Source organism: Streptomyces sp. NPDC014882 (genome assembly GCF_043081325.1).
Taxonomy (GTDB): domain Bacteria; phylum Actinomycetota; class Actinomycetes; order Streptomycetales; family Streptomycetaceae; genus Streptomyces.
In genome coordinates this window covers 21,423-45,495 of record NZ_JBIBWL010000005.1, presented here as the reverse complement: position 1 = coordinate 45,495, position 24,073 = coordinate 21,423, and the positions used below count along the sequence as shown (strand labels likewise).

The window sequence follows — 24,073 nt, the reverse complement described above, 5'->3', positions numbered from 1 at the left end:
CTTCTCAGGAAGCACTCAGGCGGCTCTCATGGTCGGGGGGAAAGCTCTGTTCCATGACCGAGAGCATCCGCCGCAGCGGCGAGTACGAGAACCACGAGAACCCGTACCAGGGTGCCCCGCAGCACGCTTTCGCCCCCGTGAACCCCGTGGACCCCGTGAACCCCGTGAACCCGGAGTGGCCGCCCCCGCCGGCACACCGCCCGGCCGCGCCGCAGGCCGCCGGGGCACCCGGCGCGTCGCAGGCCGCCGTGTCGCAGCCCGTCACGTCGCGGCCCGCCGGGCCGGCCGCCGGACGGCAGACGCCGGACCGGCCCGCCGGTGACCGGGACGACGCCGCGGCCGGTGACGGCGGCGGCAACGGCGGCGGCGGAACCGCTCTCCTGATGCCCGCGGCCGCCGGCCCCGCGCCCGTTCCCCCGAGGAAGCGCGCGGCTCGTGGTCCGGTGTCGCTGCTCGCCGCCGTGGCGATCGTCGCCGCCGCGATCGGCGGCGGCACCGCCTACGGCATCCAGGAACTGACCGGCAAGGACCAGGTGGCCGCCTCCTCCACGACCACCAGCGTGGTGCCGGCCGCCAGGACCGGTGACGTCGCCGGCATCGCCGCCGCGGTCGGCCCGAGCGTCGTCGAGGTCAACGCCACCCTCGGCGGCGGCTCCTCGACCGGCTCCGGCGTGATCATCACCGGCGACGGCGAGATCCTCACCAACAACCACGTCATCGCCGGCGCCTCCTCGATCAAGGTGTCGACCAGCGACGGCAAGGAGTACACGGCGAAGGTCGTCGGCACCGACAGCAAGAAGGACCTGGCCCTGATCAAGCTGGAGAACGCCTCCGGCCTGAAGGCGGCCGCCCTCGGAAACTCCGACGGCGTCAAGGTCGGCGACACGGTCGTGGCGATCGGCTCCCCCGAGGGCCTCACCGGCACCGTGACCAGCGGCATCGTCTCCGCCCTCGACCGGGACGTGACGGTGTCCACCGACGAGAGCCAGGGGCAGCGGCAACAGCAGCAGGGCGGCGGCTGGCCGTTCGAGTTCGGCGGCCAGGAGTTCAACGGCGACACCGGCTCGTCCACCACCACGTACAAGGCGCTCCAGACGGACGCCTCCCTCAACCCCGGCAACTCCGGCGGCGCCCTGATCGACGCGGGCGGCAACGTCATCGGCATCAACTCCGCGATGTACTCCGCCGCCGACGCCGCCTCCTCCTCCGCCGCGGGCAGCGTCGGCCTCGGCTTCGCCATCCCGATCGACACCGTCAAGGCCGACCTCGCCACGCTGCGGGCCGGCGGCTCCGACAGCTGAATCCCTTCCAGCGCTCAGGGAGTACGTCATGATCAAGCAGGTCAAGCAGGTTTCGCACCGGGTGACCGGCGTCGGCGCGGCCGACCTCGCCCTGGCCCTCGACCTGGCGCACGAGCTGCACGCCCCGACACCGCCGCCCCGGGCCCCGGAGATCGCCGTCCCGCAGCTGATGGGCCTGCGCACCGGCGCCGCCCGCCCGCACCGCCGCAAGGTGCCGCTGAGCCGGCTCACTACGATGCGAGGCTGAGAGGGTCCCGTCCCCAGCGCCCCGCCGCCCCCACCGCACCCGAGGGAATCCACGCCATGAGCCCCGTCGAAGGCGACCGTGACACCCAGCGCATCCTGATCGTCGACGACGAGCCGGCGGTGCGCGAGGCACTCCAGCGCAGCCTCGCCTTCGAGGGCTACGACACGCAGGTCGCCGTGGACGGCGCGGACGCCCTGGAGAAGGCGACCGGCTACCGGCCCGACCTGGTCGTCCTCGACATCCAGATGCCCCGCATGGACGGCCTCACCGCCGCCCGCCGCATCCGCGGCGCCGGCGACACCACCCCGATCCTCATGCTGACCGCCCGCGACACCGTCGGCGACCGCGTCACCGGGCTCGACGCGGGCGCCGACGACTACCTGGTCAAGCCGTTCGAACTGGACGAGCTGTTCGCCCGCGTACGGGCCCTGCTGCGGCGCAGCTCCTACGCCGCGGCGGCCGCCGCCGCGGGCACCGACGACGAGGTCCTCACCTTCGCCGACCTGCGCATGAACCTCGCGACGCGGGAGGTGACGCGCGCCGGGCGGGCCGTCGAGCTGACCCGCACCGAGTTCACCCTCCTGGAGATGTTCCTGGCGCACCCGCGCCAGGTGCTCACCCGCGAGCAGATCCTCAAGGCCGTGTGGGGCTTCGACTTCGAGCCCTCCTCCAACTCCCTCGACGTGTACGTCATGTACCTGCGCCGCAAGACGGAGGCCGGCGGCGAACCCCGCCTCGTGCACACCGTGCGGGGCGTGGGCTACGTGTTGCGGCAGGGCGGCGCGGAGTGAACCGGGTCGCACGACGGCTGCGGACCCTTCCCATCCGGGCCCGGCTGTCGATGCTGGTCGCCGCCGCGGTGGCGTTCGCGGTGGCGGCGGTGTCGGTGACCTGCTGGTTCATCGTGCAGGGGAAGCTGTACGAGCAGGTGGACGGCGACCTGAAGAGGATGGTGGCCCAGCCCAGGCTCGACGACCAGATCGAGAGCGTGCTCAGGACGTGCCCGCAGGACACCCGGGCCGACTCCGGCTACCCGGGCACCAGCTACTTCCAGGTCGTGACGGAGGACGGCACGGTCTGCGTCAACGCGTTCTCCGCGGGCAAGGTGAAGGTCTCCGCCACCGACCGGAAGGTGATCGCGAACGCGGACGACAGCGCCGACGGCATGTTCCACGACGGCACCGCCGAGAACGGTGAGGCCGTACGCGTGCTGACGCTGCCCGTGCAGACCAACGCGGGGCCGGTGGCGCTCGTCCTCGCCACGCCGCTCAAGAGCACCGAGAAGACCCTCAACGAACTCGCCCTCGTCCTCCTCCTCGTCTCCGGGATCGGGGTCGTCGGTGCCGGTGCCGCGGGTCTGGCCGTCGCCCGCGCGGGTCTGCGCCCCGTCGACAAGCTGACCGAGGCCGTCGAGCACGTCGCCCGCACCGAGGACCTCGGCATCCGCATCCCCGTCGAGGACGACAGCGAGGACGAGGTGGCCCGCCTGTCGCGGTCGTTCAACTCGATGACCGCCTCCCTGGCCGGCTCCCGTGATCTCCAGCAGCAGCTCATCGCCGACGCGGGCCACGAACTGCGCACCCCCCTCACCTCCCTGCGCACCAACATCGAACTGCTCACCCGCAGCGAGGAGACGGGCCGGCCCCTCCCGGAGACGGACCGCAAGGCGCTGCTCGCGTCGGTGAAGGCGCAGATGACCGAACTGGCCGCGCTCATCGGTGACCTGCAGGAGCTGTCCCGTTCGGAGGGGCAGCGGGGCGAGCGGGTCCAGGTGGTCTCCCTCGGGGACACCGTGGAGTCCGCCCTGCGCCGGGCGCGGCTGCGGGGACCGGAGCTGACGATCACGGCCGCCCTGGACCCCTGGTACGTGCGGGCGGAACCGGCCGCGCTGGAGCGGGCGGTGGTCAACGTCCTCGACAACGCGGTGAAGTTCAGTCCGCGGGGCGGCTCCGTGGAGGTCGGGCTCTCGGACGGCGTGCTGACCGTCCGCGACCACGGCCCCGGCATCCCGGAGGACGAACTCCCGCACGTCTTCGACCGGTTCTGGCGTTCCCCGGGCGCGCGGGCGCTCCCGGGATCGGGCCTCGGCCTGTCGATCGTCGCGCGCACGGTGCGCGAGGCCGGCGGCGAGGTCACGGTGACCCGCGCGGAGGGCGACGGCACGCTGGTGACCGTACGGCTCCCCGGCGCCCCGACGCCTCCGCCCGAGCTGCCGTAGCGGCCGTAGCGGCCGTAGCGACCGTGACGGCCGTCCGCCCCGCGCGCCCGTCGTGCCTTACCTCCCCCGCGTTCGCCGTACCGCCCACGTGTTGCGGCGGGTTCGGCAACCTTTCCGTCGTGAGCGGCGACCATCGCGTGACCCGCACCCCTTCCGGGTGGTCCTCCTCCCACGGAACGGAACCCCTCACATGACCGACACCGTCCGCACACCCCGGCACCGCAGGCGCAGGACCGGCATGGCGCTGGGCGTGCCGCTGGTCCTGACCGCCGCCGGGACCCTCGTCTACGGCACGGACCTCGGGCTGTTCGGCGCGCAGGCGCAGGCGACCGCGTCCGCCGCCCCCGCCGCCCCCGCCTGGGCGACCGCCACCGCCGACGGCTTCGCCTCGGTGAACGCGCTCGGCCAGAACGGGACGTACGGCGGCCGGGACGGCAGGACCGTGACCGTGAGGACGCTCGCCGACCTGGAGAAGTACGCGACCGCCGCCGAACCGTACGTCATCGTCGTCGCCGCGACGATCACCATGAACCCGGTCGGCAAGGAGATCAAGGTCGCCTCCGACAAGACGATCGTGGGTTCCGGGACCTCCGGGCACATCGTGGGCGGCGGCTTCTTCCTCGGGCAGGGCGTCCACAACGTGATCATCCGGAACCTGACCATCCGGGACGCGTACCAGGGCGTCTGGAACGACAAGGACCACGACTTCGACGCGATCCAGACGGACGGGGCGCACCACGTCTGGATCGACCACAACGACCTGCGGCACATGGCCGACGGGCTCATCGACATCCGCAAGGACAGCACCTACGTCACGGTGTCCTGGAACAAGCTGAGCGACGACAACAAGGCCTTCGGCATCGGCTGGACCGAGAACGTCGTCACCGACATCACCGTCCACCACAACTGGATCCGTGAGACCGAGCAGCGCAACCCCTCGACGGACAACGCCGCCCAGGCGCACCTCTACAACAACTTCCTCGAGGACGTGGCCGGCACCACGATCAAGTCGTCGTACGGCAACTACTCGCGCGGCCGGACGAAGATGGTCCTGGAGAACTCCTACTTCCAGGGCATGAACAACCCGGTGACCAAGGACAGCACCGCGACGATCGTCCAGAAGGGCAACACGTTCGTCGGGACGTCCGGGCGCAACGAGAGCGGCGGCACCGCCTTCGACCCCGAGGCCTTCTACGCCTACACCCTCGACAAGACCGCCGACGTGCCCGCGCTCCTCAAGGCCGGCGCCGGGCCCCGCTCGGCCATCGGCACGACGGCGGCCGCCACCACCGCGGCGGGCGCCACCACCGCGGCGGCCGCCGCGACCACCCTCACCGTCGCGGCGGACGGCAGCGGCCAGTACCGCACGGTGCAGGCCGCGGTGAACGCCGTACCGGCGAACAACCCCTCCCGCGTCGTGATCGCCGTCAGGCCGGGCACGTACCGCGAGCTGGTCAAGGTCCCGTCCGACAAGCCGCACGTCACCATCCAGGGCACCGGCGGCAGCCGCAAGGACACCACGATCGTCTACAACAACGCGTCGGGCACGCCCAAGCCCGGCGGCGGCACGTACGGCACCGGCGGCAGCGCCACCGTCGCCGTCGAGGCGGACGACTTCCAGGCCCGCAACCTGACCATCTCCAACGACTTCGACGAGGGCGCCCACCAGGACATCGCCGGCCAGGCGGTCGCCCTGCGCACCGCCGCCGACAGGATCTTCCTCGACGGCGTCATCGTCAGCGGCGACCAGGACACCCTGCTGGTGGACACCGCGGCCAAGGACAGGCTGGGCCGGGTCTACATGACGAACTCGTACGTCGTCGGCAACGTCGACTTCATCTTCGGCCGGGCGACGGCGGTCATCGACAAGTCGGTCATCACCCTGAAGAAGCGCTGGAACGGCACCTCGGCCGGCTACGTCACCGCCCCCAGCACCGCGGCGGGCCGCAAGGGCATCCTGATCGCCAACTCCACGGTCAACGGCGACGTCTCCGACCGCACCTTCCACCTCGGCCGCCCCTGGCACGCCGGCGGCGACGCCACCCTCGACCCGCAGACCACGGTCCGCAACACCACGCTCAGCGCGGCGATCCGTACCACCCCCTGGACCGACATGAGCGGCTTCTCCTGGAAGGACGACCGCTTCGCCGAGTACAGGAACACCGGGGCGGGCGCGGGTGCCGCGAGCCGCGACCGGCCGCAGCTGACCGACGCCCAGGCCGCGAACCAGGAGGTCGCGGACTGGCTGGGCGACTGGACGCCGACGGCCTCCTGACCGCCCGCCCCCGCCGGACCGGCCGCACGGCCGCACCGGACGCCTGGGTGAAGGCGCCACCGGTGCGGCCGTGCGCGTCCCGGCCGTACGCCGGGTGGGGCGGGAACGCCGTCCACGGCGAGCCCGTCCGGCGGGGCGGTCACGGCGGGACGGTCACGGCGGTGGTCCTTCCGTGCGGTGCGCGGGAGCGGAGGAGGCGGCGGGGCGGGTGCCGGTGGCCGGTGCGGTGTCGCCGGGGCCGGTGCCGGGGCCGTCGCCGGCTCCGTCCGGACGGTCCGTGTCCGCGTCCGCCGCGGTGCCGTCGGTCCGGCCGCGGGTGGCGACGAGGGACCAGGTGACGGACACCGTGATGGTGACGACGATGACGCCGAGGGTGAGGGGGACGGGCAGCTTGCCGACGGGGGTCTCGGACAGGATGAGCTTGACGCCGGCGAAGGCGAGCAGGACCGCGAGCCCGTAGTGCAGGTACGGGAAGCGGCGCAGGAGCCCGGCGAGGCAGAAGTACAGGCTGCGCAGGCCGAGCACGGCGAACGCGTTGGCGGTCCACACCAGGAAGGTGTTGGTGGTGATCGCGAGGACGGCGGCGACGGAGTCGACGGCGAAGACCAGGTCGGTGGCCTCGATCGCGACCAGGACCACGAACAGCAGGGTCGCGACGCGCTTGCCGTCGAGGCGCACGAAGAACCTGCTGCCGTGGAACCGGGGGTCGGTCGGGACGATCCTCCGGACCAGGCGGACGACGGGGTTGCGGTCGGGGTGGACCTCCTCGTCCTTGGAGACGGCCATCCTCCAGCCGGTCCAGATCAGGAACGCGCCGAACAGGTAGGCGGTCCAGAAGAACACCTGCAGCAGCTCGGCGCCGACGAAGATGAACACCAGCCTGGCGGCCAGCGCTCCGAGGACACCCCAGAACAGCACCTTGTGCTGGTAGGCGTCGGGGACGGCGAAGAACGAGAAGACCAGCGCGAAGACGAAGACGTTGTCGATCGACAGGGCCTTCTCGATCAGGTAGCCGGCGTAGTAGGTGGAGGCGGTCTCACCGCCCTGCCAGGCCAGCAGGATCAGGCCGAAGCCGAGGCCGACGGCGATCCACAGCGCGCTCCACAGCGCGGCCTCGCGGAAGCCGATCACGTGGTTGTCGCGGTGGGCGATCAGGTCGACGGCGAGCATGACGCCGATGCCGACGGTGACCGCGGCCCATGCCCACAGCGGGACGGTGAACGACAGTTCATTCATGGTCGATCGGCTTCCTGGGACGGAGACGGGGCGGACGGAGAAGGCCGAAGGGGAGAGGCGGGGATGTGTTCAGCGTCACCCGGCACACCGAGGAGCGTCAAGAGTTACGCGAAAAAAAATTCGCCAATTGAATTTCGTGAAATGATGTTGGTCACGCGAAGCCGGATTCGTATGATGAGGGTCATGAGCCAGCCCTCCGCCGCGCGCGGCGACCGGTGGACGTTCCTGACCAACCACGCCCGCGTCCTGATCGCCCTCGCCCAGGACCCGCAGGCACGAGGACGGGACGTCGCCGACCTGATCGGCATCACCGAACGCGCCGTGCAGCTGATCGTCGCCGACCTCGAAGCGGCCGGGTACCTCACCCGCACCCGCGTCGGCCGCCGCAACCGCTACACCATCGACCCCACCGTGGCCCTGCGCCACCCCGCCGAAGCCGGCCACCCCGTCGGCGACCTGCTGGCCACCTTCCTGCTCCGTGAGGATCCGCCCGCGCAGGAAGCGGAGCGCGACGCCTCCTGAGCACCTGGCCGCCGGGAGCCACTCGGGGGACTTCCGGCGGGGCGCGGGGCGGCTGCCGCGATTCCCGCCCGGACCGGTACGACCATGCAGGCGTACTGCGGCGCCGGCCCCGGGAGGAACTGTGACGGGAGAGGACGGCACACCGGTGGCAACCGGTGTCACCGACGAACGCCTCGCCGGGCTCCGCTCGTGGAACCTGGGGCTCACGCTGCTGCACCTGGTCCAGGCCGTGGTGATCGTCCTCCTCGCCGGAAGCTTCTCGATCACCGTCACCTCCTCCGTTCCCGAGGGGCCGCCGGGAACGGAGGCGCCCGCCCCCGAAGCGCTGTTCGACGTGCCGATCGGCTGGGCCGTCGCCGTCTTCCTCGCCCTCGCGGCACTGGACCACCTGCTGACGGCGACGGTGTGCCGCACCACGTACGAACGCGACCTCAGGCACGGCATCAACCGTTTCCGGTGGCTGGAGTACACGCTGAGCGCGACCCTGATGGTGCTCCTCATCGGCTTCTACGCGGGCATCACCAACCTCAACGCCGTCATCGCCGTCGCCGGCGCCAACATCGGGATGATCCTCTTCGGCTGGGTCGAGGAGGTGATGAACCCGCCGGGGCGGGCGGTGACCACGATGCTCCCGTTCTGGTTCGGGACGCTGGTCGGGGTGACGCCGTGGATCTCGATCGCGTACAACGTCATCGTGGCCGGGACCGTCCCCGGCTTCGTGTACGGGATCGTCCTCGTCCAGGCCTGCCTCTTCTTCAGCTTCGGTCTCAACCAGTGGCTCCAGTACCGCGGAGTCGGCCGGTGGTCCGACCACGCGTACGGCGAGAAGGCCTACCTGGTGCTCAGCCTCGTGGCGAAGTCACTCCTGGCCTGGCAGATCTTCGCCGGCTCGCTGGCCGGCTGAACCTCCTTCGGCCCGCGCGGCCGCCCATCGCCCGCGACGGCAGCCCGCCGGGCCCGGAGCGGGACTCGCCCGAGCCCACACGCCGTTCGGCGAAGGCCACGGAGGCGCGCCGGAGGGGGCGCACGCCGGAGGGCCGCGCCCCCCTCGCCCCGGCGCGTCCGTCAGGCGGGAGGACGGCAGGGTGCGGTCAAAGGGGCCCAGGGCACCGGTGATGCCGCGTGGACGAGCGGCCCGCCGCGGATGGCGGCCGCCTCCATCACCGTGCACGCGTCCAGTCCCGGCGGCCCGCTGCGCGAGACCACCAGCACCGGGCAGCCGTGGGCGACGGCCACGCCCAGCAGCCCCTTGGCCGCGCCCAGCCGTCCGTCCCGCCCGGCGGGGCGGTGGCAGACGGCCGGCCGGTGGGGGATCCCGGCGCGGGCCACGCGTGGCATCGCCCGTCCCAGCACAGCCCGGGCCGCCGCACCGTCCGGGCGGGACGCCGCGGTCCGCGGCGGCAGCGGCGGCAGCACGGCGATCAGCAGCAGCGGGGCGCCGCGGGCGGCGGCGAGCCGGACAGCGTCGTCCACGACGGAGACGTCATCGAGGCGGTCGGCCAGCACCGCGGCCACGGGGGCCCGCAGGCGCACACGGCGGGGAGCGAAGGCGGTGCCGGGGACGGGCGAGGAGGGCGGGCGGAGGGAGGGCATGACCGTCACACCTTCCGGAAGAGGGAAGAAGACCTCTTCCAGCGTCCCCGCCGACCGGGAAACGCGTCAACCTTTACGTGAAAATTTTTTCGCATAAAACGTGACGCGCATCGTGGATCCGCACCCCGCCACCGGCAGACGGCCCCCGGCGACCGGGCCGCGCGCCGCGGGATCCCGCAGGGGACCGGTCGCGAGCGGCTCCGCGCCGCGCGCCGCGACGCCTTCCCGCACCGACGGCAGAGGCGGCCGCGTCGGTGACGCGGCCGCCTCTGCGGTGGGAGGGTTCCCGGGGGCGAGGTGGGAAGACCCCGGATTACTGCACGATCGTGATCCGGTTGGTCACCGGCGGCGCGATCGGCGCGGCGGCCGAGGAGTTGGCCGTCAGGTACTGCGCCAGGGCGGCCAGGTCGTCGAGGCCGACGAGGTCGTTCGTGCCCTGGCCCAGGGTGGTGAAGCCGTCGCCGCCGCCCGCGAGGAAGCTGTTCGTCGCGACGCGGTAGGTGGCGGCCGGGTCGACGGCGGCACCGTTCAGCCTGACGGAGTCCGCGACGACACGGTCGGCGCCGCTCTTCGTCAGGTCCAGCGTGTACGTCAGGTTCGCCGACGGCTGGAGGATCTTCGGCGCGCTCGCGTTCGAGCCGCTCACCTGCTCCTTGAGCACCTGGATGAGCTGGGCACCGGTGAAGTCCTGGAGGTTCACGGTGTTGGCGAACGGCTGGACGGTGAAGCCCTCGGCGTAGGTGACCACGCCGTCGCCCTCGGTGCCCTTGGCGGCGTAGGTCAGACCGGCCCGCACCCCGCCGGGGTTCATCAGCGCCAGGTCCGTCTCCGCGTCCAGCGTCCTGCCGTACCAGAGCTGCGCGTCCGCGATCAGGTCGCCCATCGGGGACTCGGTGCCCGTGTTGGGCACGTCGGCGGAGACGTAGCCGATCGCGCGGTTGCCGATGGGCGCCGCCAGGGTGTTCCACCTGCCGATCAGCTCGGTCATGTCCGTCGCCCTGGGGACGGTCCGGGTGACCACGTGGTTCGCCGACTTGACCGCCGTACGGGCGATGTCCCCCGTGAAGCGGTCGTACGTCAGCGTGGTGTCCGTGTAGAGACGGCCGAACGAGGCGGCCGAGGTCACCGTGCGCGGCTTGCCCGCCGGGTCGTTGATCGTGCAGGCGTACGCGGCGTGCGTGTGGCCCGTGACCAGGGCGTCCACCGACGGCGAGACGTTCTTCGCGATGTCGACGATCGGGCCGGAGATGCCGTCGCCCGCGCCCGGCGCGTCACAGTCGTAGTTGTAGGAGGTGGAGGCGGGCTGGCCGCCCTCGTGGATCAGCGCCACGATCGACTTCACGCCCTGGCGCTGGAGCTCCTTGGCGTACTTGTCGATCGTCTCGACCTCGTCCTTGAACTTCAGGCCCTTGACGCCCTCCGCGGAGACGACGCCCGGCGTGTTCTCCAGGGTCACGCCGATGAAGCCGATCTTGACGTCCTTCTTCTTCCAGACCCAGTACGGCTTCAGGACCGGCTTGCCGGACTTCTCGTTCAGGACGTTCGCCGCGAGGTACGGGAAGTCGGCGCCGCCGAACTCCTCGTCCGTGTAGCAGCCGTCCGTCGGGTGGCAGCCGCCCTTCTGAAGGCGCTTCAGCTCCTGGGCGCCCTCGTCGAACTCGTGGTTGCCGACGGAGGTGACGTCCAGGTCCAGCTTGTTGAGCGCCTCGATGGTGGGCTCGTCGTGGAACAGGCCGGAGATCAGCGGGGAGGCGCCGACCATGTCACCGCCGGCCGCGGTGATGGAGTACTTGTTGCCCTCGCGGGCCTGGCGCAGGTGCGTGGCGAGGTACTCCACACCGCCCGCGTCGATCGTCTTCGTCGTGCCGTCCGCCTGGACCTCGGTGACCCGGCCGGAGGAACCGCTCGGCGGCTCGAGGTTGCCGTGCAGGTCGTTGAACGACAGCAGCTGCACGTCCTGGTAACGGCTCGGCAGCGGCTTTCCGTGCCGTGCGTCCTGCGCACCCGCCGGCAGCGCGGCGACCAGTGCGCCGGCGGTGGCCAGACCGGCGGCCGCCGCGAACAGCCCGTACGTACGGCGTCTGCGGCTCGAATGCGAGTGGGAAGTGGCTGGCATGCGCCCCCCTGTGGTGTGTGCTGTGGTGTCGACGTCCTCGGGGCCGAGGGGCCCGGCGAGGCGTCTGAGCCGGTGGCCCCGTCGGGCCGCAGCCTAGAGTCAACGCGCGTAGCGCGACAGGGGGTTCATGGTTACATCCTGGTTTCCCTTTGCCGTCCTCCGGTCGTCCTCCCAGCTCCCGGCCGTGTTCCGCCCGTGCCGCCCCCCGTTCACCGGCGCTTCGGAGCCCCGTCCCGGAGTGGTCCACGTCCCCCGTCCCGGAGTGGTCCGCGACCCCGTTCCCCGTGGTCCGCGTCCCCGTTCCCCCGTGGTCGGCATGCCCTGTCCGGTCGGATCCGCGCCCCCTTACCCGATGCCGCCACTTTGCCGAGCCCGCCCTTTACCCTCGTACGCATGACCAGCGACGTCCCGGCATCGGCCCCCGGCCAGCGATCCATCGAGACCCTCTCCGCGCTCTCCCCCGCGCAGACCGAGGCCGTCCTCGACCTCCTCGCGGAGGCCGCCCGCAGCGACGGCCGGCAGGCGGTGTCCGAACAGGGCCGGCTGCAACTGCGGGGCGGCCCCCGCGAGGGCGTCTCCCACCTCCTGCTCTCCGTGGCCGGCGAACTCGTCGCCTACGCGCAGCTCGAGGACACCGACCCCGTCGAGGCCCCGGCCGCCGAGCTGGTCGTCCATCCCGCGCACCGCGGGCACGGGCACGGCCGGGCGCTCGGTTCCGCCCTGCTCGCCGCCTCCGGCAAACGCCTGCGGGTGTGGGCCCACGGCGGCCACGCCGCCGCCCGGCACCTCGCCCAGGTGCTCGGGCTGGCGCTGTTCCGCGAACTGCGTCAGATGCGCAGGCCGTTGACCGACCTCGACCTGACCGAGCCGGTGCTTCCCGAGGGAGTGACCGTCCGGACCTTCGTCCCGGGGCAGGACGACAGTGCCTGGCTGGCCGTCAACGCCGCCGCCTTCGCCCACCATCCCGAGCAGGGCTCCCTCACCCAGCGCGACCTCGACGACCGCAAGGCCCAGCCGTGGTTCGACCCCGCCGGCTTCTTCCTCGCCTTCCGCGGGGACCGGCTCGTCGGCTTCCACTGGACGAAGGTCCACGCCGAGGAGGGACTCGGCGAGGTGTACGTCCTCGGGGTCGCCCCCGGCGCACAGGGCGGCGGCCTCGGCAAGTCCCTGACCACGATCGGCCTGCGGCATCTCGCGGCCCAGCGGCTGCCCACCGCCATGCTCTACGTCGACGCGGACAACAAGGCGGCCGTGTCGGTGTACGAGCGGCTGGGGTTCGTCACGTACGAGACGGACCTGATGTACCGCACGGAGACCTGACCGCCCCTCACTCCCGCCCGACGGGGGTGCCGACGGGGAGACCGAGGCGCACCCGAGGGCGTCTGAGCGGTTCGGGGGTGCACAGCGCCGTCGACACCAGCGTCAGCACGAGGAGCACCGCCCACCGCACGTGGGTCTCCTCCCACCAGCGGTCACCCGGCAGGGTCAGCAGTCCCCACCGTGCCGGGACGAGCACCGCCACCGCCGCCAGCGCGCCGAGCCGTGCGGCCGTCCTCTTCCCCACCCGCGCACCGTCCGTGAAGCGCACGGCGGCAGCCGCCAGGGCGAGGGCGGAGGCGGCCGTGGCGAGGGCCTCCAGGGTGACGGGGCCCAGGGGCGGGCGGGTCGGCCCGGGCAGCGCCAGCAGGACCGCCGTCCACCACAGGGCCGTCAGCGGCAGGACCATCGCCAGGCGCAGGCCGGCGCGGAGGGGACGGCCGAGCGGGCTGGCCGCGGTGGTGTGCCGGGCCGGGTCGTCGAGCAGGAAGGCCAGGCCCACCCCGCCGGTCAGCGCGGTCAGCCGCAGCACCACCAGTCCCCAGTCCGCCCCCGGCGCCTGGTCCGGCAGCCGCGTACTCGCCGCGAACAGCAGTCCCGAACCGGCCGTCGCGGTCAACGCCGCCCAAGGCAGGGACCGCCACACCGGCGGGGCGAGGGACCTGAACAGGGTGCGGAGCCGGCGGGTCGGGCCGCGGCCGGCGGGCGGTGCCGGGTCGTGGCCGGGGACGGAGTCACCCGAGTTGCCCGGGGTGGGGCTTCCCGCCCCGGTCGCGTCTCCTATTCGCCGCATGACTCCACCCCCCGCGGAGCCGCCACGCCCAGCAGCTTCGCCGCCTCGGCCGTCGAGGTCCGCGCGGACGTCAGTTCCGACCAGTGCGCCTTGACCCGCGCGGTGATCTCGGCCCGGGGCCGGGCGAGCAGTTCACCGATGACCTCCGTCTGGTGGGCCGACAGGCTCAGTCCGTTCGTAGGGGCCAGGACAAGGCCCGAGCCGGTGGTGCTGTCGTCCAGCCGCACGTCCGCGAACGTGGCGCTCGGGGTGGGGTCGGTGCCCAGCACCAGCCACATGATCGTCACCGCGCGGGCGTCGCACATGTTCCGGGTGGTGGCGTCCTCCGTGCCCGCCACGAGGACGGTGGCCGCCCCCACCGCGAACTCGGGGACGCGGTTGCCGCCCCAGCGGGTGCCGACCGTCACCTGGCCCGGGGTGGTGGAGGAGGTCAGCGCGGAGTCGGCCTCGATGCCGCCGCTGGTGTCGATGCGCTGGCGGACCGTCAGGGGTGCCGTCGCCGCGCTGCCGCCGGCCGCGGACCGGATCCGGTCGACGACCGCCGCCCAGTCGTCCCGCACCCCCTTCCACTCGGGGAAGGAGCAGTAGGTCGACCCGCCGTGCTCCGTGCACGACTGGACCTTCTGCGGGGACGTGGACGCCGTCCTGCGCGCCGCCTCCAGGGCGTCGGTGTCACGCGGGAACTGACCGACCGCGCCGGCCGCGGTGACCGCGAGGGCGAGGGCGGTCGCCGCCTTGACCGCGCGGGTACGGCCGCCGGCCAGCAGCAGGGCCGCGCAGGCCGGCACGGCGCACAGGCCCAGCAGGTAGAACGCGTGCCAGGCGGCCGGGCGGCCGAGGAGGTCGCTGGGGACCGGATCGCCGCCGGAGATCCCGGAGAAGACCATGGGGGAGAACCAGCCCACCCCCGGCTCGTGCGACTCGGTGGCGTCGGTGGCGAGGACCATGAGCAGATACACGGCGACCACGAAGATCATGGGGGCGAAGGACGTGGGCACGAGCCGTGCCAGCAGGACACCGGTGACCCCCGCCATCAGGACGACCAGCGGCCCCACCGCCAGTTCGGCGACGGAGCCGTGGCCGATCGCGCCGGGCTTCAGCGCCTCCCGGGTGAACCCGGCCCCGACGACGACCGCGGTGAGCGCCGCGAACGGCACCGCGGACAGGAGGTGCGCGAGGACGCGCCGCCAGGGCTCCATCGCCATGACGTCGAACTGCTCGACCGTGCCGTGCTTGCGCGAGCGCAGGGCGGCGGCGTTGGTGCAGACGAGCAGGGCGACGGCGAGGAGCAGGGGGGACGTCTGGGTGTCGCGGTCGACCGTGTTGAGGACGGGGTAGTCGCTCATGCCGTCCTGGAACATCAGCCGTGCGGTGGTGAGGCCGACGTAGAGGAACAGGAAGACCAGTATCGGGACCTGGAGGAGGAGTTCGCGGGCCTCGAAGCGGGCCAGGGCGAGCACGGCGCCGGTCCGGCGGCCGGGCCCCGGGGGCTCGGGGAGCGTGGGGGCGGATTCCCGCGCCGTCGTGATCGTGGTGCTCATGCGGTCACCGTCCGGTCGTCGCTGTCGAGGGCGAGCAGATAGCCGTCCTCCAGGGTGGGTTCGAGGAGGTCGGCGCCCTGCGGCGGGTCTCCGACGTTGCGGAAGGAACCGGTGCCGGTGCGCCAGCCGGCCAGGGCGGCCGGGTCCCGTTCCGAGCTGCTCCAGACCCGGCCGGCCGCGCGGGCGGTCAGCTCCGCCGGGGTGCCCTCGAAGCGGACGCGGCCCCGGGCGAGGACCACGACCCGGTGGCAGAGCATCGCCACGTCCTCGGTCTGGTGGGTGGACAGCAGGACCGTGCGCTCCTCACCGGCCTCGGCGATCAGCCCGCGGAAGCGCATGCGCTGCTCGGGGTCGAGGCCGACGGTCGGCTCGTCCAGGACGAGGAAGCCGGGGTCGCCGACGAGCGCGGCGGCCAGCGCGACGCGCTGCCGCATGCCGCCGGACAGCCGCTTGATCCGCTTGCCCCGCACGTCGGCGAGGTCGACGGCGTCCAGCACGCGCCGCACCTCGCGGAGCCGGGCGGCGCGGTCGGTCAGCTCCTTCAGGATCGCCACGTAGTCGACGAACTCGAAGGCCGTGAAGTCGGGGTGGAAGCCGGGCGTCTGCGGCAGGTAGCCGAGCGTGCGACGCAGGGCCAGGCGGCCGGCCGACGTGCCGGGGTCGTGGCCCAGGGCGGTGAACTCGCCCCGGTCCGGCGGCACCGCCGTGGCCAGCACCCGCAACAGGGTGGTCTTTCCCGCGCCGTTGGGGCCGAGCAGGCCGGTCACGCCCCGCGTCAGGCGCAGCGAGACGCCGTCCAGGGCGTGGGTGCCGCCGTAGCGCAGGGACAGGCCGGTGGCCGTCACGGTGGTGGGCGGGGTGGTCATGCGGGACTCCTGGGATTCCGGTCGGTGGGCGGGGGCGGGCACGGGAGCAGGCGCGGGCGTCATACGGCGCCGCCGTCCGGGAAGCCGCCCACGGGACGCGTGTCGAAGCGGTCCCGGATCTGGTGGAGCAGCACGGCGGCGAGAGCCGCGACGGCCGCCGCGGCCGACTGCCCGGCCGCCGTGAAGGGCACGAGCGTGGCGGAGGAGTGCGCCTGCGACTGCGCCACCACCAGCAGCGTCAGCCAGGCCCCTCCCACCAGGGCGGGTGCGAGGACCGGACCGAGCCGGGGGGTCAGCGCCAGTCCGGTCGCGGTCAGGGCGAGCGCGGGCAGCAGCCAGGCCAGGGCCAGCAGCCCGTACTCCGGCAGGGCGAGGGTGGCCAGACCGTTGAAGACGAAGCCCGCGGTCAGCACCGCGACCGTCCGGATCATCAGCAGGCGGAAGCCGTGCATCGGGGCGACGACGGCCATCTCGTACGCCGGGTCGAGGGCCGGTCCGTACGAGAGGGCGACCCCGCCGAGCGGAAGCAGCGGGGCGAGGGCGAGGAACAGCGCGGGCCGGTCCACCAGGTGGACCGCCAGCACGGTCATGACCAGCAGGGACGCCACGGCCAGCAGCCACGACCGGCGCAGCACCGGGGTGGCCGTCAGCAGCCGGGCGGTGTGGTCGGCCGCGCCGAGCCGCACCAGCAGCCGCTCGACCGGGCCCGGCCGCGGCGCGTCCAGCTCGGCGTCCAGCCGCTCCCAGCCGGCGTCCAGCGCGACCGGGTCGACCGCCCCCGCCAGGCGGGACCGGCACCGCGCGCAGCCCGCGAGATGCGTGTCGGCGGACCACACCAGGGGTGCCACCAGCTCGCCCCGCGCGTAGGCGCGCAGGTCCTCCTCCGGTACGTGCCACGTCATGCCAGGGCCTCCTTCAGTCTGTCGGCCTCCGCGCGTCCGCGCGGGCACCCTTCCGTCACGTGCCGCCTCATGCCAGCGCCTCCCGCAGTTGCTTGCGGGCCCGCTGGGCCCGCGTCTTGACCGTGCCCGCGGGGATGCCGAGCAGGACGGCGGCCTCCCGGGTGGTGAGCCCGTCGATGACGGTGGCCTGGAGGACCGCCCGCAGCTCCGGGGAGAGGCGGGTGAGGGCCCCGGAGAGATCCCCGTGCTCCACTCCCGCGAGCACCCGCTCCTCCGCGGAGGCCTCGTCGCGGTGGCGCAGCCGGGCCAGGGCCTGGCGCAGCCGCCCCCGCGCGCCGTCACCGCGCACGGCGTCGACGAGGCGGCGGGCACCGATGCGCCACAGCCAGCCGGCCGCGTCCTCGGAGTGGCCCTCGTGGAAGCGGGCGGTGCCGCGCCACACCGCGAGGAACGTCTCCTGGACGACGTCGTCGACTATCGCGGCGTCGGCGCAGCGGCCGCGCATGCGCGCGGTCAGCCACGGCGCGTATCGCCGGTACAGCTCCTCGAAGGCGTGACGGTCACCGTCCGCCGCGATGGCCCGCAGCAGATCCCCGTCGCTTCTCGTTTCGCTCACATCCCCTCATCGGACGAGCCCCGCCGATCGGTTCACGATCCGGCACCCGATTTTTTTCGCCCGGCGCCCAGCCCTTCCCCCCTCCTCCCGCCTCCCTCCTCGCCCACCTCCTCACCTCGCTTCTCGCCTCCCTCCTCACCTCGCTTCTCGCCTCCCTCCTCACCTCGCTTCTCTCCGCGCGTCCCCCACCGGCCCACGGGCTCCGCTTGACATGCTCGGAACCTTGCACCACCCTTTCACTACTTAATTAGTGAAAGGGTGGTTGTCGAGTGGTGGAATACCGCATCGACCGGCACAGCGGCGTGGCCACCTACGTCCAGATCGTCCAGCAGACGAAACAGGCCCTCCGCCTCGGCATGCTGCGCCCCGGCGACAAGCTGCCGACGGCCCGCGAGGTGGTCGAGGCCACCGCCATCAACCCCAACACCGTCCTGAAGGCCTACCGCGAACTGGAGCGCGACGGACTCGTCGAGGCCCGGCGCGGCCTGGGCACCTTCGTCCGGCGCGGACTGAGCACCGCCCCCGCCGACTCGCCCCTGCGTACCGAGCTGGACGAGTGGGCGGACCGGGCCCGCGAGGCCGGCCTCGACCGGGACGACGTGAGCGCGCTCTTCACCGCCGTACTGGACGAGCACTTCACGGACGGCCGCGGGCGGACGGAGGCCCCCGGACAGCCCGGTGCCGACCGCACCGACCCAACCGACCGCACCGACCGCACCGACCGCACCGACACCACCGGTGGCCCCGGCCGCACCGGCCCCGCCACCCACCGCGAACACTCCCAGGGGGACCCTTCATGACCGACACCGCCATGGCGGCGACCGCGCTCGGCAAACGCTTCGGCCGGCGCGGCGACTGGGCGCTGCGCGACTGCGCGTTCCGGCTGCCCACCGGGCGCGTCTGCGCCCTCGTCGGCCCCAACGGCGCGGGCAAGTCCACGCTCCTCGCTCTCGCCGCCGGCCTGCTGGCACCCTCCGAGGGATCGGTCACGGTCCTCGGCACGGACCCGGCGTCCGCACGCGCGCGTGTCGGTCACGTCGCCCAGGACAAGCCGCTGTACCCGCAGCTCACGGTCGCCGAGACGCTGCTGTCGGGCGCCGACCTCAACCCGGCGCGCTGGGACGCCGCCGCCGCCGAGCGCGTCGTCTCCGCGGGCGGACTGGACCCCGGGGCCCGCATCCGCACCCTCTCCGGCGGCCAGCGCACCCGTGTCGCGCTCGCCCTGGCGCTCGGCAAGCGGCCGGAACTGCTCCTCCTGGACGAGCCGATGGCCGACCTCGACCCGCTGGCCCGGCACGAACTGATGGGCACCCTGATGGCACAGGCCGCCCAGCACGGCACCACGATCGTGATGTCCTCGCACGTGGTCGCCGAACTGGAGGACTCCTGCGACCACCTGCTGCTGATCGGGGGCGGCCGGGTCCGCCTGGCCGGCGAGATCGACGACCTGCTGGCCGCACACGCGCGCGTGAGCGCGCCCGCCCCGTCCGCGGAGGCCGGCGCCCTCGCCGCGCACACGATCGTCGAGTCCCGCGTGACCGGCCGCCAGTTCACCGCCCTCCTGCGCCCCTCGGGTCCGCTCGCCGCCGGCTGGCGCCCCACCGCGCCGTCCCTGGAGGACCTCGTCCTCGCCTACCTCCGCAACCCCGGAGCGGCCCCCCTCGCCCCCGCCCACCCGGAGCCCGCCGTATGAGCGCCACCGCCACCCCCGCCCCGCCCCCGGCCGCCACCGCGCACCCCGCACCGGCGCCCCGTGTGCTGCCGTGGCTGCTGCGCCTGCACCGCCCCGGGCTGGCCGTGTGGACCGGTCTCGTCGCCGTCCTGGCCCTCGCCCTGCTCGCGCTGTGGGGCCCGCTCGGTGACGCGGCCGCCGACGGCTGGCGGCAGTACCGGGCATGCGTCGGCGACGGACCGTGCGGCTACGACCAGGACGCGATCGTCCGGTACCGGGACGTGTACACGTACACGACGTTCGCCGTGAATGCGCTGCCCTTCCTCGTCGCGGCCTGGGCCGGCGCCGCCCTCGTCGGCCGTGAGCTGGAGAGCGGCACCGCCCACCTCGCCTGGACGACGGGCCTCTCCCCGACCCGCTGGCTGGCCGCCAAGATCGCCGCGCCCGCGGCCCTGGTCACCGCCGGCACCGGCCTGCTGGTGGTGCTGCACCGCCTGGCCTGGTCGGCGAACCGGCACCGCATCGACACGTCCAAGAGCTGGTACGACTCCCCCACCCTGCACGCGAACGGCCCCACCACGGTCGCCCTCGCCCTGGCGGGCCTCGCCGCCGGCGTCCTCGCGGGCCTGCTGTGGCGCCGTACGCTGCCCGCGCTGGTCACCGCGCTGGGCTTCACCCTCGTCCTGAGGTTCGCGGCCGACCTGGTCATGCCGTACCTGTGGCCGCCCGTCACGCGCGTCACCGGCCTCGACACCGGTTACGTGACGGCGGGCGTCGCGGTCGACTCGGGCCTGGTCACCGCGGACGGCGCGCACCTCGCCGATCCGGGCTGCGGACCGTCGTTCGTCAAGGACTGCACCGAGGTGTACGCCAGGCTCGACGCCACCGGGTTCTTCACGGAGTACCACCCCGAGTCCCACTACTGGCCCCTCCAGCTGACCACGACCGTTCTCCTCCTGGCCGTCGCCGCCGCGGCCGGCGCCGTGTCCTTCCGCCTCCTGCGCCGCCGCACGGCCTGACCCGCCCGGCACCTCCGCCGCCACGGGCCCTGCACGTCCCTCCACCAGGGGGAACGACGTACAGGGCCCGACGTCGCAGGGGCCGCCCGGAACCCCACGGGAGCCGGCCACCCCGGTGGTACGGGAAGCAACCGCCGAACCGGCCACCCGCACCGCCGACGGCCTGATCCCGCCCGCCCCGCCCTGCTCGCCACTCTCGCTCCCGCCTCACTCCCCGCCCTCGCTCCCAGCCCCACCCCCGCCTCGCTCCCCTCCTCACTCCCCCGCCCCACCCCCGCGAGCCGCCGCCCGATATCCCGCACGCCATGTCTCCGTAACCATCGGTTCAGACGACCTTGCGACGCTCGGCCAATGAACCCCGCCGTGCCCGAGCCCTCGCCGCCCCCCGAGGACAGACTCCTCGACGGGAACGCCGCCGCGCTCCCCCGCGCACGATCCGACGCGCCTGTCTCGCCGTCGGCGCGGAAGAATGGATCCATGAGCCAGTCGAACGCCCAGGCCAAGGTCCAGCACGAGCAGCCCTCCGTGGGCTCCATAGCCGCGCACCGCCCGCACACGGTGGCCGCCGCGGTATCCGATCTGGAACCCGACATCGACGCCGACCTCGACGGGTACGAGGAGTCGCCGTACGACGGGCCCCAGCTGCCGCAGGGCCGCTTCCTCGACCGGGAGCGCAGCTGGCTGGCGTTCAACGAGCGGGTCCTGGAACTCGCCGAGGACCCGAACACGCCCCTGCTCGAGCGGGCCAACTTCCTCGCCATCTTCGCGAGCAACCTGGACGAGTTCTTCATGGTCCGGGTGGCCGGACTCAAGCGGCGCATCGCCACCGGCGTGGCCACCCGCTCCGCCTCCGGCCTCCAGCCGCGCGAGGTGCTGGAGATGATCTGGGCCCGCTCCCGCGAGCTGATGGCCCGGCACGCCGCCTGCTACCACGAGGACGTCGCCCCCGCACTCGCGGAGGAGGGCATCCACCTGGTCCGCTGGAGCGAACTGACGGAGAAGGAGCAGGCCCGCCTGTTCACGCTGTTCCGGCACCAGATCTTCCCCGTCCTGACGCCCCTGGCGGTCGACCCGGCGCACCCCTTCCCGTACATCTCGGGTCTCTCCCTGAACCTCGCGGTGATCGTGCGCAACCCGGTCAGCGGGCACAAGCACTTCGCGCGCGTGAAGGTGCCGCCGCTGCTGTCCCGCTTCCTGGAGTGCTCCCCGGGCCGGTACGTCCCCGTCGAGGACGTCATCGCCGCCCACCTGGAGGAGCTGTTCCCGGGCATGGAGGTGCTGGAGAGCCACGCCTTCCGCCTCACCCGCAACGAGGACCTCGAGGTCGAGGAGGACGACGCCGAGAACCTCCTCCAGGCCCTGGAGAAGGAACTCATGCGGCGCCGCTTCGGACCGCCGGTGCGCCTGGAGGTCGAGGAGTCCATCGACCGCGAGGTGCTCGACCTGCTGGTGCGCGAGCTGAAGATCGGCGAGGCCGAGGTGTACCCGCTGCCGGGCCCCCTGGACCTCACCGGCCTGTTCCGCATCCACGGCCTGGACCGGCCCGAGCTGAAGTACCGAAAGTTCATCGCGGGCGTCCACCGCGACCTGGCCGAGGTCGAGTCGGCGTCCGCGCCCGACATCTTCGCGGCCCTGCGCAACCGGGACGTGCTGCTGCACCACCCGTACGACAGCTTCTCGACCTCCGTCCAGGCCTTCCTGGAGCAGGCGGCCGCCGACCCGGACGTCCTCGCCATCAAGCAGACCCTGTACCGGACCTCCGGCGACTCCCCGATAGTCGACGCGCTCATCGACGCCGCCGAGTCCGGCAAGCAGGTCCTGGTGCTGGTCGAGATCAAGGCCCGCTTCGACGAGCACGCCAACATCAAGTGGGCGCGCAAGCTGGAGGAGGCCGGCTGCCACGTCGTCTACGGCCTCGTCGGCCTGAAGACCCACTGCAAGCTGTCCCTGGTGGTCCGCCAGGAGGGCGAGACGCTGCGGCGCTACAGCCACGTCGGCACCGGCAACTACCATCCGAAGACGGCCCGGCTGTACGAGGACCTCGGCCTGCTCACCGCCGACCCCCAGGTCGGCGCGGACCTCTCCGACCTCTTCAACCGGCTCTCCGGCTACTCCCGCCGCGAGACCTACCGCCGGCTGCTGGTCGCCCCCAAGTCCCTGCGCGACGGCCTGATCTCGCGCATCGACAAGGAGGTCCAGCACCACCGCGCCGGACGCCCCGCCCACGTCCGCATCAAGGTCAACTCGATGGTGGACGAGGCGATCATCGACGCCCTCTACCGGGCGTCCCAGGCCGGTGTCCCGGTCGACGTCTGGGTGCGCGGCATCTGCGCCGTGCGGCCGGGCGTGCCGGGCCTGTCGGAGAACATCCGGGTCCGTTCGATCCTCGGCCGCTTCCTGGAGCACTCCCGGGTGTTCGGGTTCGGCAACGGCGGCGAGCCCGAGGTGTGGATCGGCAGCGCCGACATGATGCACCGCAACCTCGACCGCCGTATCGAAGCCCTGGTCAGGGTCGTCGACCCGGCCCACCGGGCGGCCCTGAACCGGCTCCTGGAGACCGGCATGTCGGACGCCACCGCGTCCTGGCACCTCGGCCCGGACGGCGAGTGGACACGGCACGCGACCGACACGGACGGCCAGCCCCTGCGCAACGTCCAGGAGATGCTCATAGACGCCCGGAGGCGCCGGCGTGGCACCGCGACACCATGACCTGACGGATTCCACGGCCGGGCACGTCGCCCCACCCGTGACCGGGGAGGCCCTGGCCGGCTATCTCCGGGGCCAGGCCACCGAGTTCCTGCGCGCACTGCGCCTGCACCGGGAGACCGGCGGCGGGCAGAACGGCTCGGGCGGCGGCACGGCGGACGCCGTCGACCCGGCGCGCGCCCTGCGCCGCTCGGCCCGCCGGATCAGCGGCAGCCTGCACACCTTCCGCCCGCTGCTCGACCCCGGCTGGTCGGAGGAGATACGCCCCGAACTGGCCTGGGTGTCGGGCACGCTGGCCCTGGAGCACGCCTGCGCGTCCCGCCTGGAGCGGCTGCTGCTCGCGCTGCAACGGCTGTCGGGGGCGACGGTGATACCGGCCCAGGCGCCGGGGACGGCGACGGGCGCTGCCGGCGGAACGGCCGTGTCCGTGGCCGGCTCCCGCAAGGCAGCCGCGCCGGGGGCGGCGAACACCGCCCCCGACCGCGGCAATCTGACCGTGGGCGCGGCCAAGGCGGGCGCCCTCCTGGACCGCCAGCTCACCCTCGCCCGCACCCGGGCCCACTCCACCGCCCTCCAGGCCCTCGGTTCCTCCCGCTTCCACGCCGTCGCGGACAAGGTCGCCGTCCTGGCCAGCGAGGTGCCCCTCACCCCGCACGCCGCCACCGCCGACCCGCGCCCGCTGGCCGCCGCGGCCGAGGAACGCCTCGCGGACGCGGTGGCCGCGCTGCCCCTGGTGACAGCGGGCCATCCGTACAACGCGGAGGCGCTGATCCACGGCCTGTCCCCGGACCCGTCCCCGCACCCGCAGGACGCGCCCTGGCACCAGGTCCGCCTCCTGCTGCGCCTGCACCGCTACGCCCTGGAGGTCCTGCACGGCGACGACGGCCCGTACGGCGACGACGGCCGGCTGCTCCCGGCCGGCCAGGCCCTCGACCGCCACCGCGACGCCTCGGAGGCGGCGGCCGCGGCGGCCCAGGCGGCCCGGACGCCCCGCATCGCCCCGGCGACGGCGTACGCGCTGGGCGTGCTGCACGCGGACCAGCGGCACGAGGTGGAGGCCGCCCGGTACGCCTTCCGGCATGCGTGGCAGAAGCAGACCGTGGGCACGACCACGTCGTGAGCCCGCGAGGACC

Annotated in this window: 21 protein-coding genes; 13 read left to right on the top strand and 8 right to left on the bottom strand. The window is 73.3% G+C overall.

Annotated features, from left to right (window positions below):
* The first annotated feature begins 53 nt into the window (after window positions 1-53).
* The 5 genes from ACF09K_RS13770 (at window position 54) to ACF09K_RS13750 (ending at window position 6,041) form a co-directional block, all read left to right on the top strand.
* Window positions 54-1,301, top strand: a complete 1,248-nt coding sequence (locus tag ACF09K_RS13770; protein ID WP_392243279.1) for a S1C family serine protease — start codon at window positions 54-56, stop codon at window positions 1,299-1,301.
* A 28-nt stretch (window positions 1,302-1,329) separates the two neighbouring features.
* Complete coding sequence (locus tag ACF09K_RS13765) at window positions 1,330-1,548, top strand: hypothetical protein (protein ID WP_392243277.1); 219 nt, start codon at window positions 1,330-1,332, stop codon at window positions 1,546-1,548.
* 56 nt (window positions 1,549-1,604) lie between these two features.
* A complete protein-coding gene (locus ACF09K_RS13760) occupies window positions 1,605-2,339 on the top strand; it encodes a response regulator transcription factor (RefSeq protein WP_392243276.1) in 735 nt (244 codons plus the stop codon).
* On the top strand, window positions 2,336-3,766 hold the full coding sequence (locus ACF09K_RS13755) for an ATP-binding protein (protein WP_392243275.1): 1,431 nt from the start codon (window positions 2,336-2,338) through the stop codon (window positions 3,764-3,766). Before ACF09K_RS13760 ends, ACF09K_RS13755 begins: the two co-directional genes overlap by 4 nt.
* A 190-nt stretch (window positions 3,767-3,956) precedes the next feature.
* Window positions 3,957-6,041, top strand: coding sequence for a pectinesterase family protein (locus ACF09K_RS13750; protein WP_392243274.1), 2,085 nt, complete (start codon window positions 3,957-3,959; stop codon window positions 6,039-6,041).
* Between the two features lie 153 nt (window positions 6,042-6,194).
* Here ACF09K_RS13750 and ACF09K_RS13745 read toward each other — a convergent pair whose 3' ends face one another.
* Window positions 6,195-7,277 carry a TerC family protein gene (locus tag ACF09K_RS13745; protein WP_392243273.1) on the bottom strand — a complete coding sequence of 361 codons (1,083 nt, stop codon included), beginning with the start codon at window positions 7,275-7,277 and terminating at the stop codon, window positions 6,195-6,197.
* Between the two features lie 183 nt (window positions 7,278-7,460).
* Between ACF09K_RS13745 and ACF09K_RS13740 the strand changes: the two genes are divergently transcribed.
* Window positions 7,461-7,799 (top strand): helix-turn-helix transcriptional regulator, encoded by a 339-nt coding sequence (locus tag ACF09K_RS13740; RefSeq protein WP_392243271.1) that lies wholly within the window; start codon window positions 7,461-7,463, stop codon window positions 7,797-7,799.
* A 145-nt stretch (window positions 7,800-7,944) separates the two neighbouring features.
* Window positions 7,945-8,703, top strand: coding sequence for a heliorhodopsin HeR (heR, locus tag ACF09K_RS13735; RefSeq protein WP_392243270.1), 759 nt, complete (start codon window positions 7,945-7,947; stop codon window positions 8,701-8,703).
* 161 nt (window positions 8,704-8,864) lie between these two features.
* Here the strand turns inward: heR and ACF09K_RS13730 are convergent, their stop codons facing one another.
* Window positions 8,865-9,392: a universal stress protein gene (locus ACF09K_RS13730; protein WP_392243269.1), complete on the bottom strand. Its 528-nt coding sequence runs from the start codon at window positions 9,390-9,392 to the stop codon at window positions 8,865-8,867.
* A gap of 313 nt (window positions 9,393-9,705) precedes the next feature.
* Window positions 9,706-11,508 (bottom strand): bifunctional metallophosphatase/5'-nucleotidase, encoded by a 1,803-nt coding sequence (locus tag ACF09K_RS13725; RefSeq protein WP_392243267.1) that lies wholly within the window; start codon window positions 11,506-11,508, stop codon window positions 9,706-9,708.
* Between the two features lie 393 nt (window positions 11,509-11,901).
* Between ACF09K_RS13725 and mshD the strand changes: the two genes are divergently transcribed.
* The gene (mshD, locus tag ACF09K_RS13720; RefSeq protein ID WP_392243265.1) at window positions 11,902-12,828 is read left to right on the top strand and encodes a mycothiol synthase; all 927 of its coding nucleotides are present in this window, start codon (window positions 11,902-11,904) and stop codon (window positions 12,826-12,828) included.
* Between the two features lie 7 nt (window positions 12,829-12,835).
* Here mshD and ACF09K_RS13715 read toward each other — a convergent pair whose 3' ends face one another.
* The 5 genes from ACF09K_RS13715 to ACF09K_RS13695 form a co-directional block, all read right to left on the bottom strand.
* The gene (locus tag ACF09K_RS13715) at window positions 12,836-13,618 is read right to left on the bottom strand and encodes an ABC transporter (RefSeq protein ID WP_392243263.1); all 783 of its coding nucleotides are present in this window, start codon (window positions 13,616-13,618) and stop codon (window positions 12,836-12,838) included.
* Window positions 13,606-15,159, bottom strand: a complete 1,554-nt coding sequence (locus ACF09K_RS13710) for an ABC transporter permease (RefSeq protein ID WP_392243261.1) — start codon at window positions 15,157-15,159, stop codon at window positions 13,606-13,608. The genes ACF09K_RS13715 and ACF09K_RS13710 overlap by 13 nt, the downstream gene beginning before the upstream one ends.
* A complete protein-coding gene (locus ACF09K_RS13705) occupies window positions 15,156-16,025 on the bottom strand; it encodes an ABC transporter ATP-binding protein (RefSeq protein ID WP_392243260.1) in 870 nt (289 codons plus the stop codon). The genes ACF09K_RS13710 and ACF09K_RS13705 overlap by 4 nt, the downstream gene beginning before the upstream one ends.
* A gap of 59 nt (window positions 16,026-16,084) precedes the next feature.
* The gene (locus tag ACF09K_RS13700) at window positions 16,085-16,927 is read right to left on the bottom strand and encodes a zf-HC2 domain-containing protein (RefSeq protein ID WP_392243259.1); all 843 of its coding nucleotides are present in this window, start codon (window positions 16,925-16,927) and stop codon (window positions 16,085-16,087) included.
* Window positions 16,928-16,994: 67 nt separating this feature from the next.
* The gene (locus ACF09K_RS13695; RefSeq protein WP_392243257.1) at window positions 16,995-17,543 is read right to left on the bottom strand and encodes an RNA polymerase sigma factor; all 549 of its coding nucleotides are present in this window, start codon (window positions 17,541-17,543) and stop codon (window positions 16,995-16,997) included.
* A gap of 269 nt (window positions 17,544-17,812) precedes the next feature.
* On the opposite strand from ACF09K_RS13695, the gene ACF09K_RS13690 reads away from it, so the two are divergent.
* The 5 genes from ACF09K_RS13690 (at window position 17,813) to ACF09K_RS13670 (ending at window position 24,060) form a co-directional block, all read left to right on the top strand.
* Entirely contained in the window at window positions 17,813-18,343 is a 531-nt protein-coding gene (locus tag ACF09K_RS13690; RefSeq protein WP_392243255.1) for a GntR family transcriptional regulator, read from the top strand.
* Window positions 18,340-19,236: an ABC transporter ATP-binding protein gene (locus tag ACF09K_RS13685; protein WP_392243253.1), complete on the top strand. Its 897-nt coding sequence runs from the start codon at window positions 18,340-18,342 to the stop codon at window positions 19,234-19,236. The genes ACF09K_RS13690 and ACF09K_RS13685 overlap by 4 nt, the downstream gene beginning before the upstream one ends.
* Complete coding sequence (locus ACF09K_RS13680) at window positions 19,233-20,234, top strand: ABC transporter permease (protein ID WP_392243252.1); 1,002 nt, start codon at window positions 19,233-19,235, stop codon at window positions 20,232-20,234. Before ACF09K_RS13685 ends, ACF09K_RS13680 begins: the two co-directional genes overlap by 4 nt.
* Before the next feature lie 351 nt (window positions 20,235-20,585).
* Window positions 20,586-22,943: an RNA degradosome polyphosphate kinase gene (locus tag ACF09K_RS13675; RefSeq protein WP_392243251.1), complete on the top strand. Its 2,358-nt coding sequence runs from the start codon at window positions 20,586-20,588 to the stop codon at window positions 22,941-22,943.
* Window positions 22,924-24,060, top strand: coding sequence for a CHAD domain-containing protein (locus ACF09K_RS13670; RefSeq protein WP_392243249.1), 1,137 nt, complete (start codon window positions 22,924-22,926; stop codon window positions 24,058-24,060). Before ACF09K_RS13675 ends, ACF09K_RS13670 begins: the two co-directional genes overlap by 20 nt.
* Window positions 24,061-24,073 lie beyond the last annotated feature (13 nt).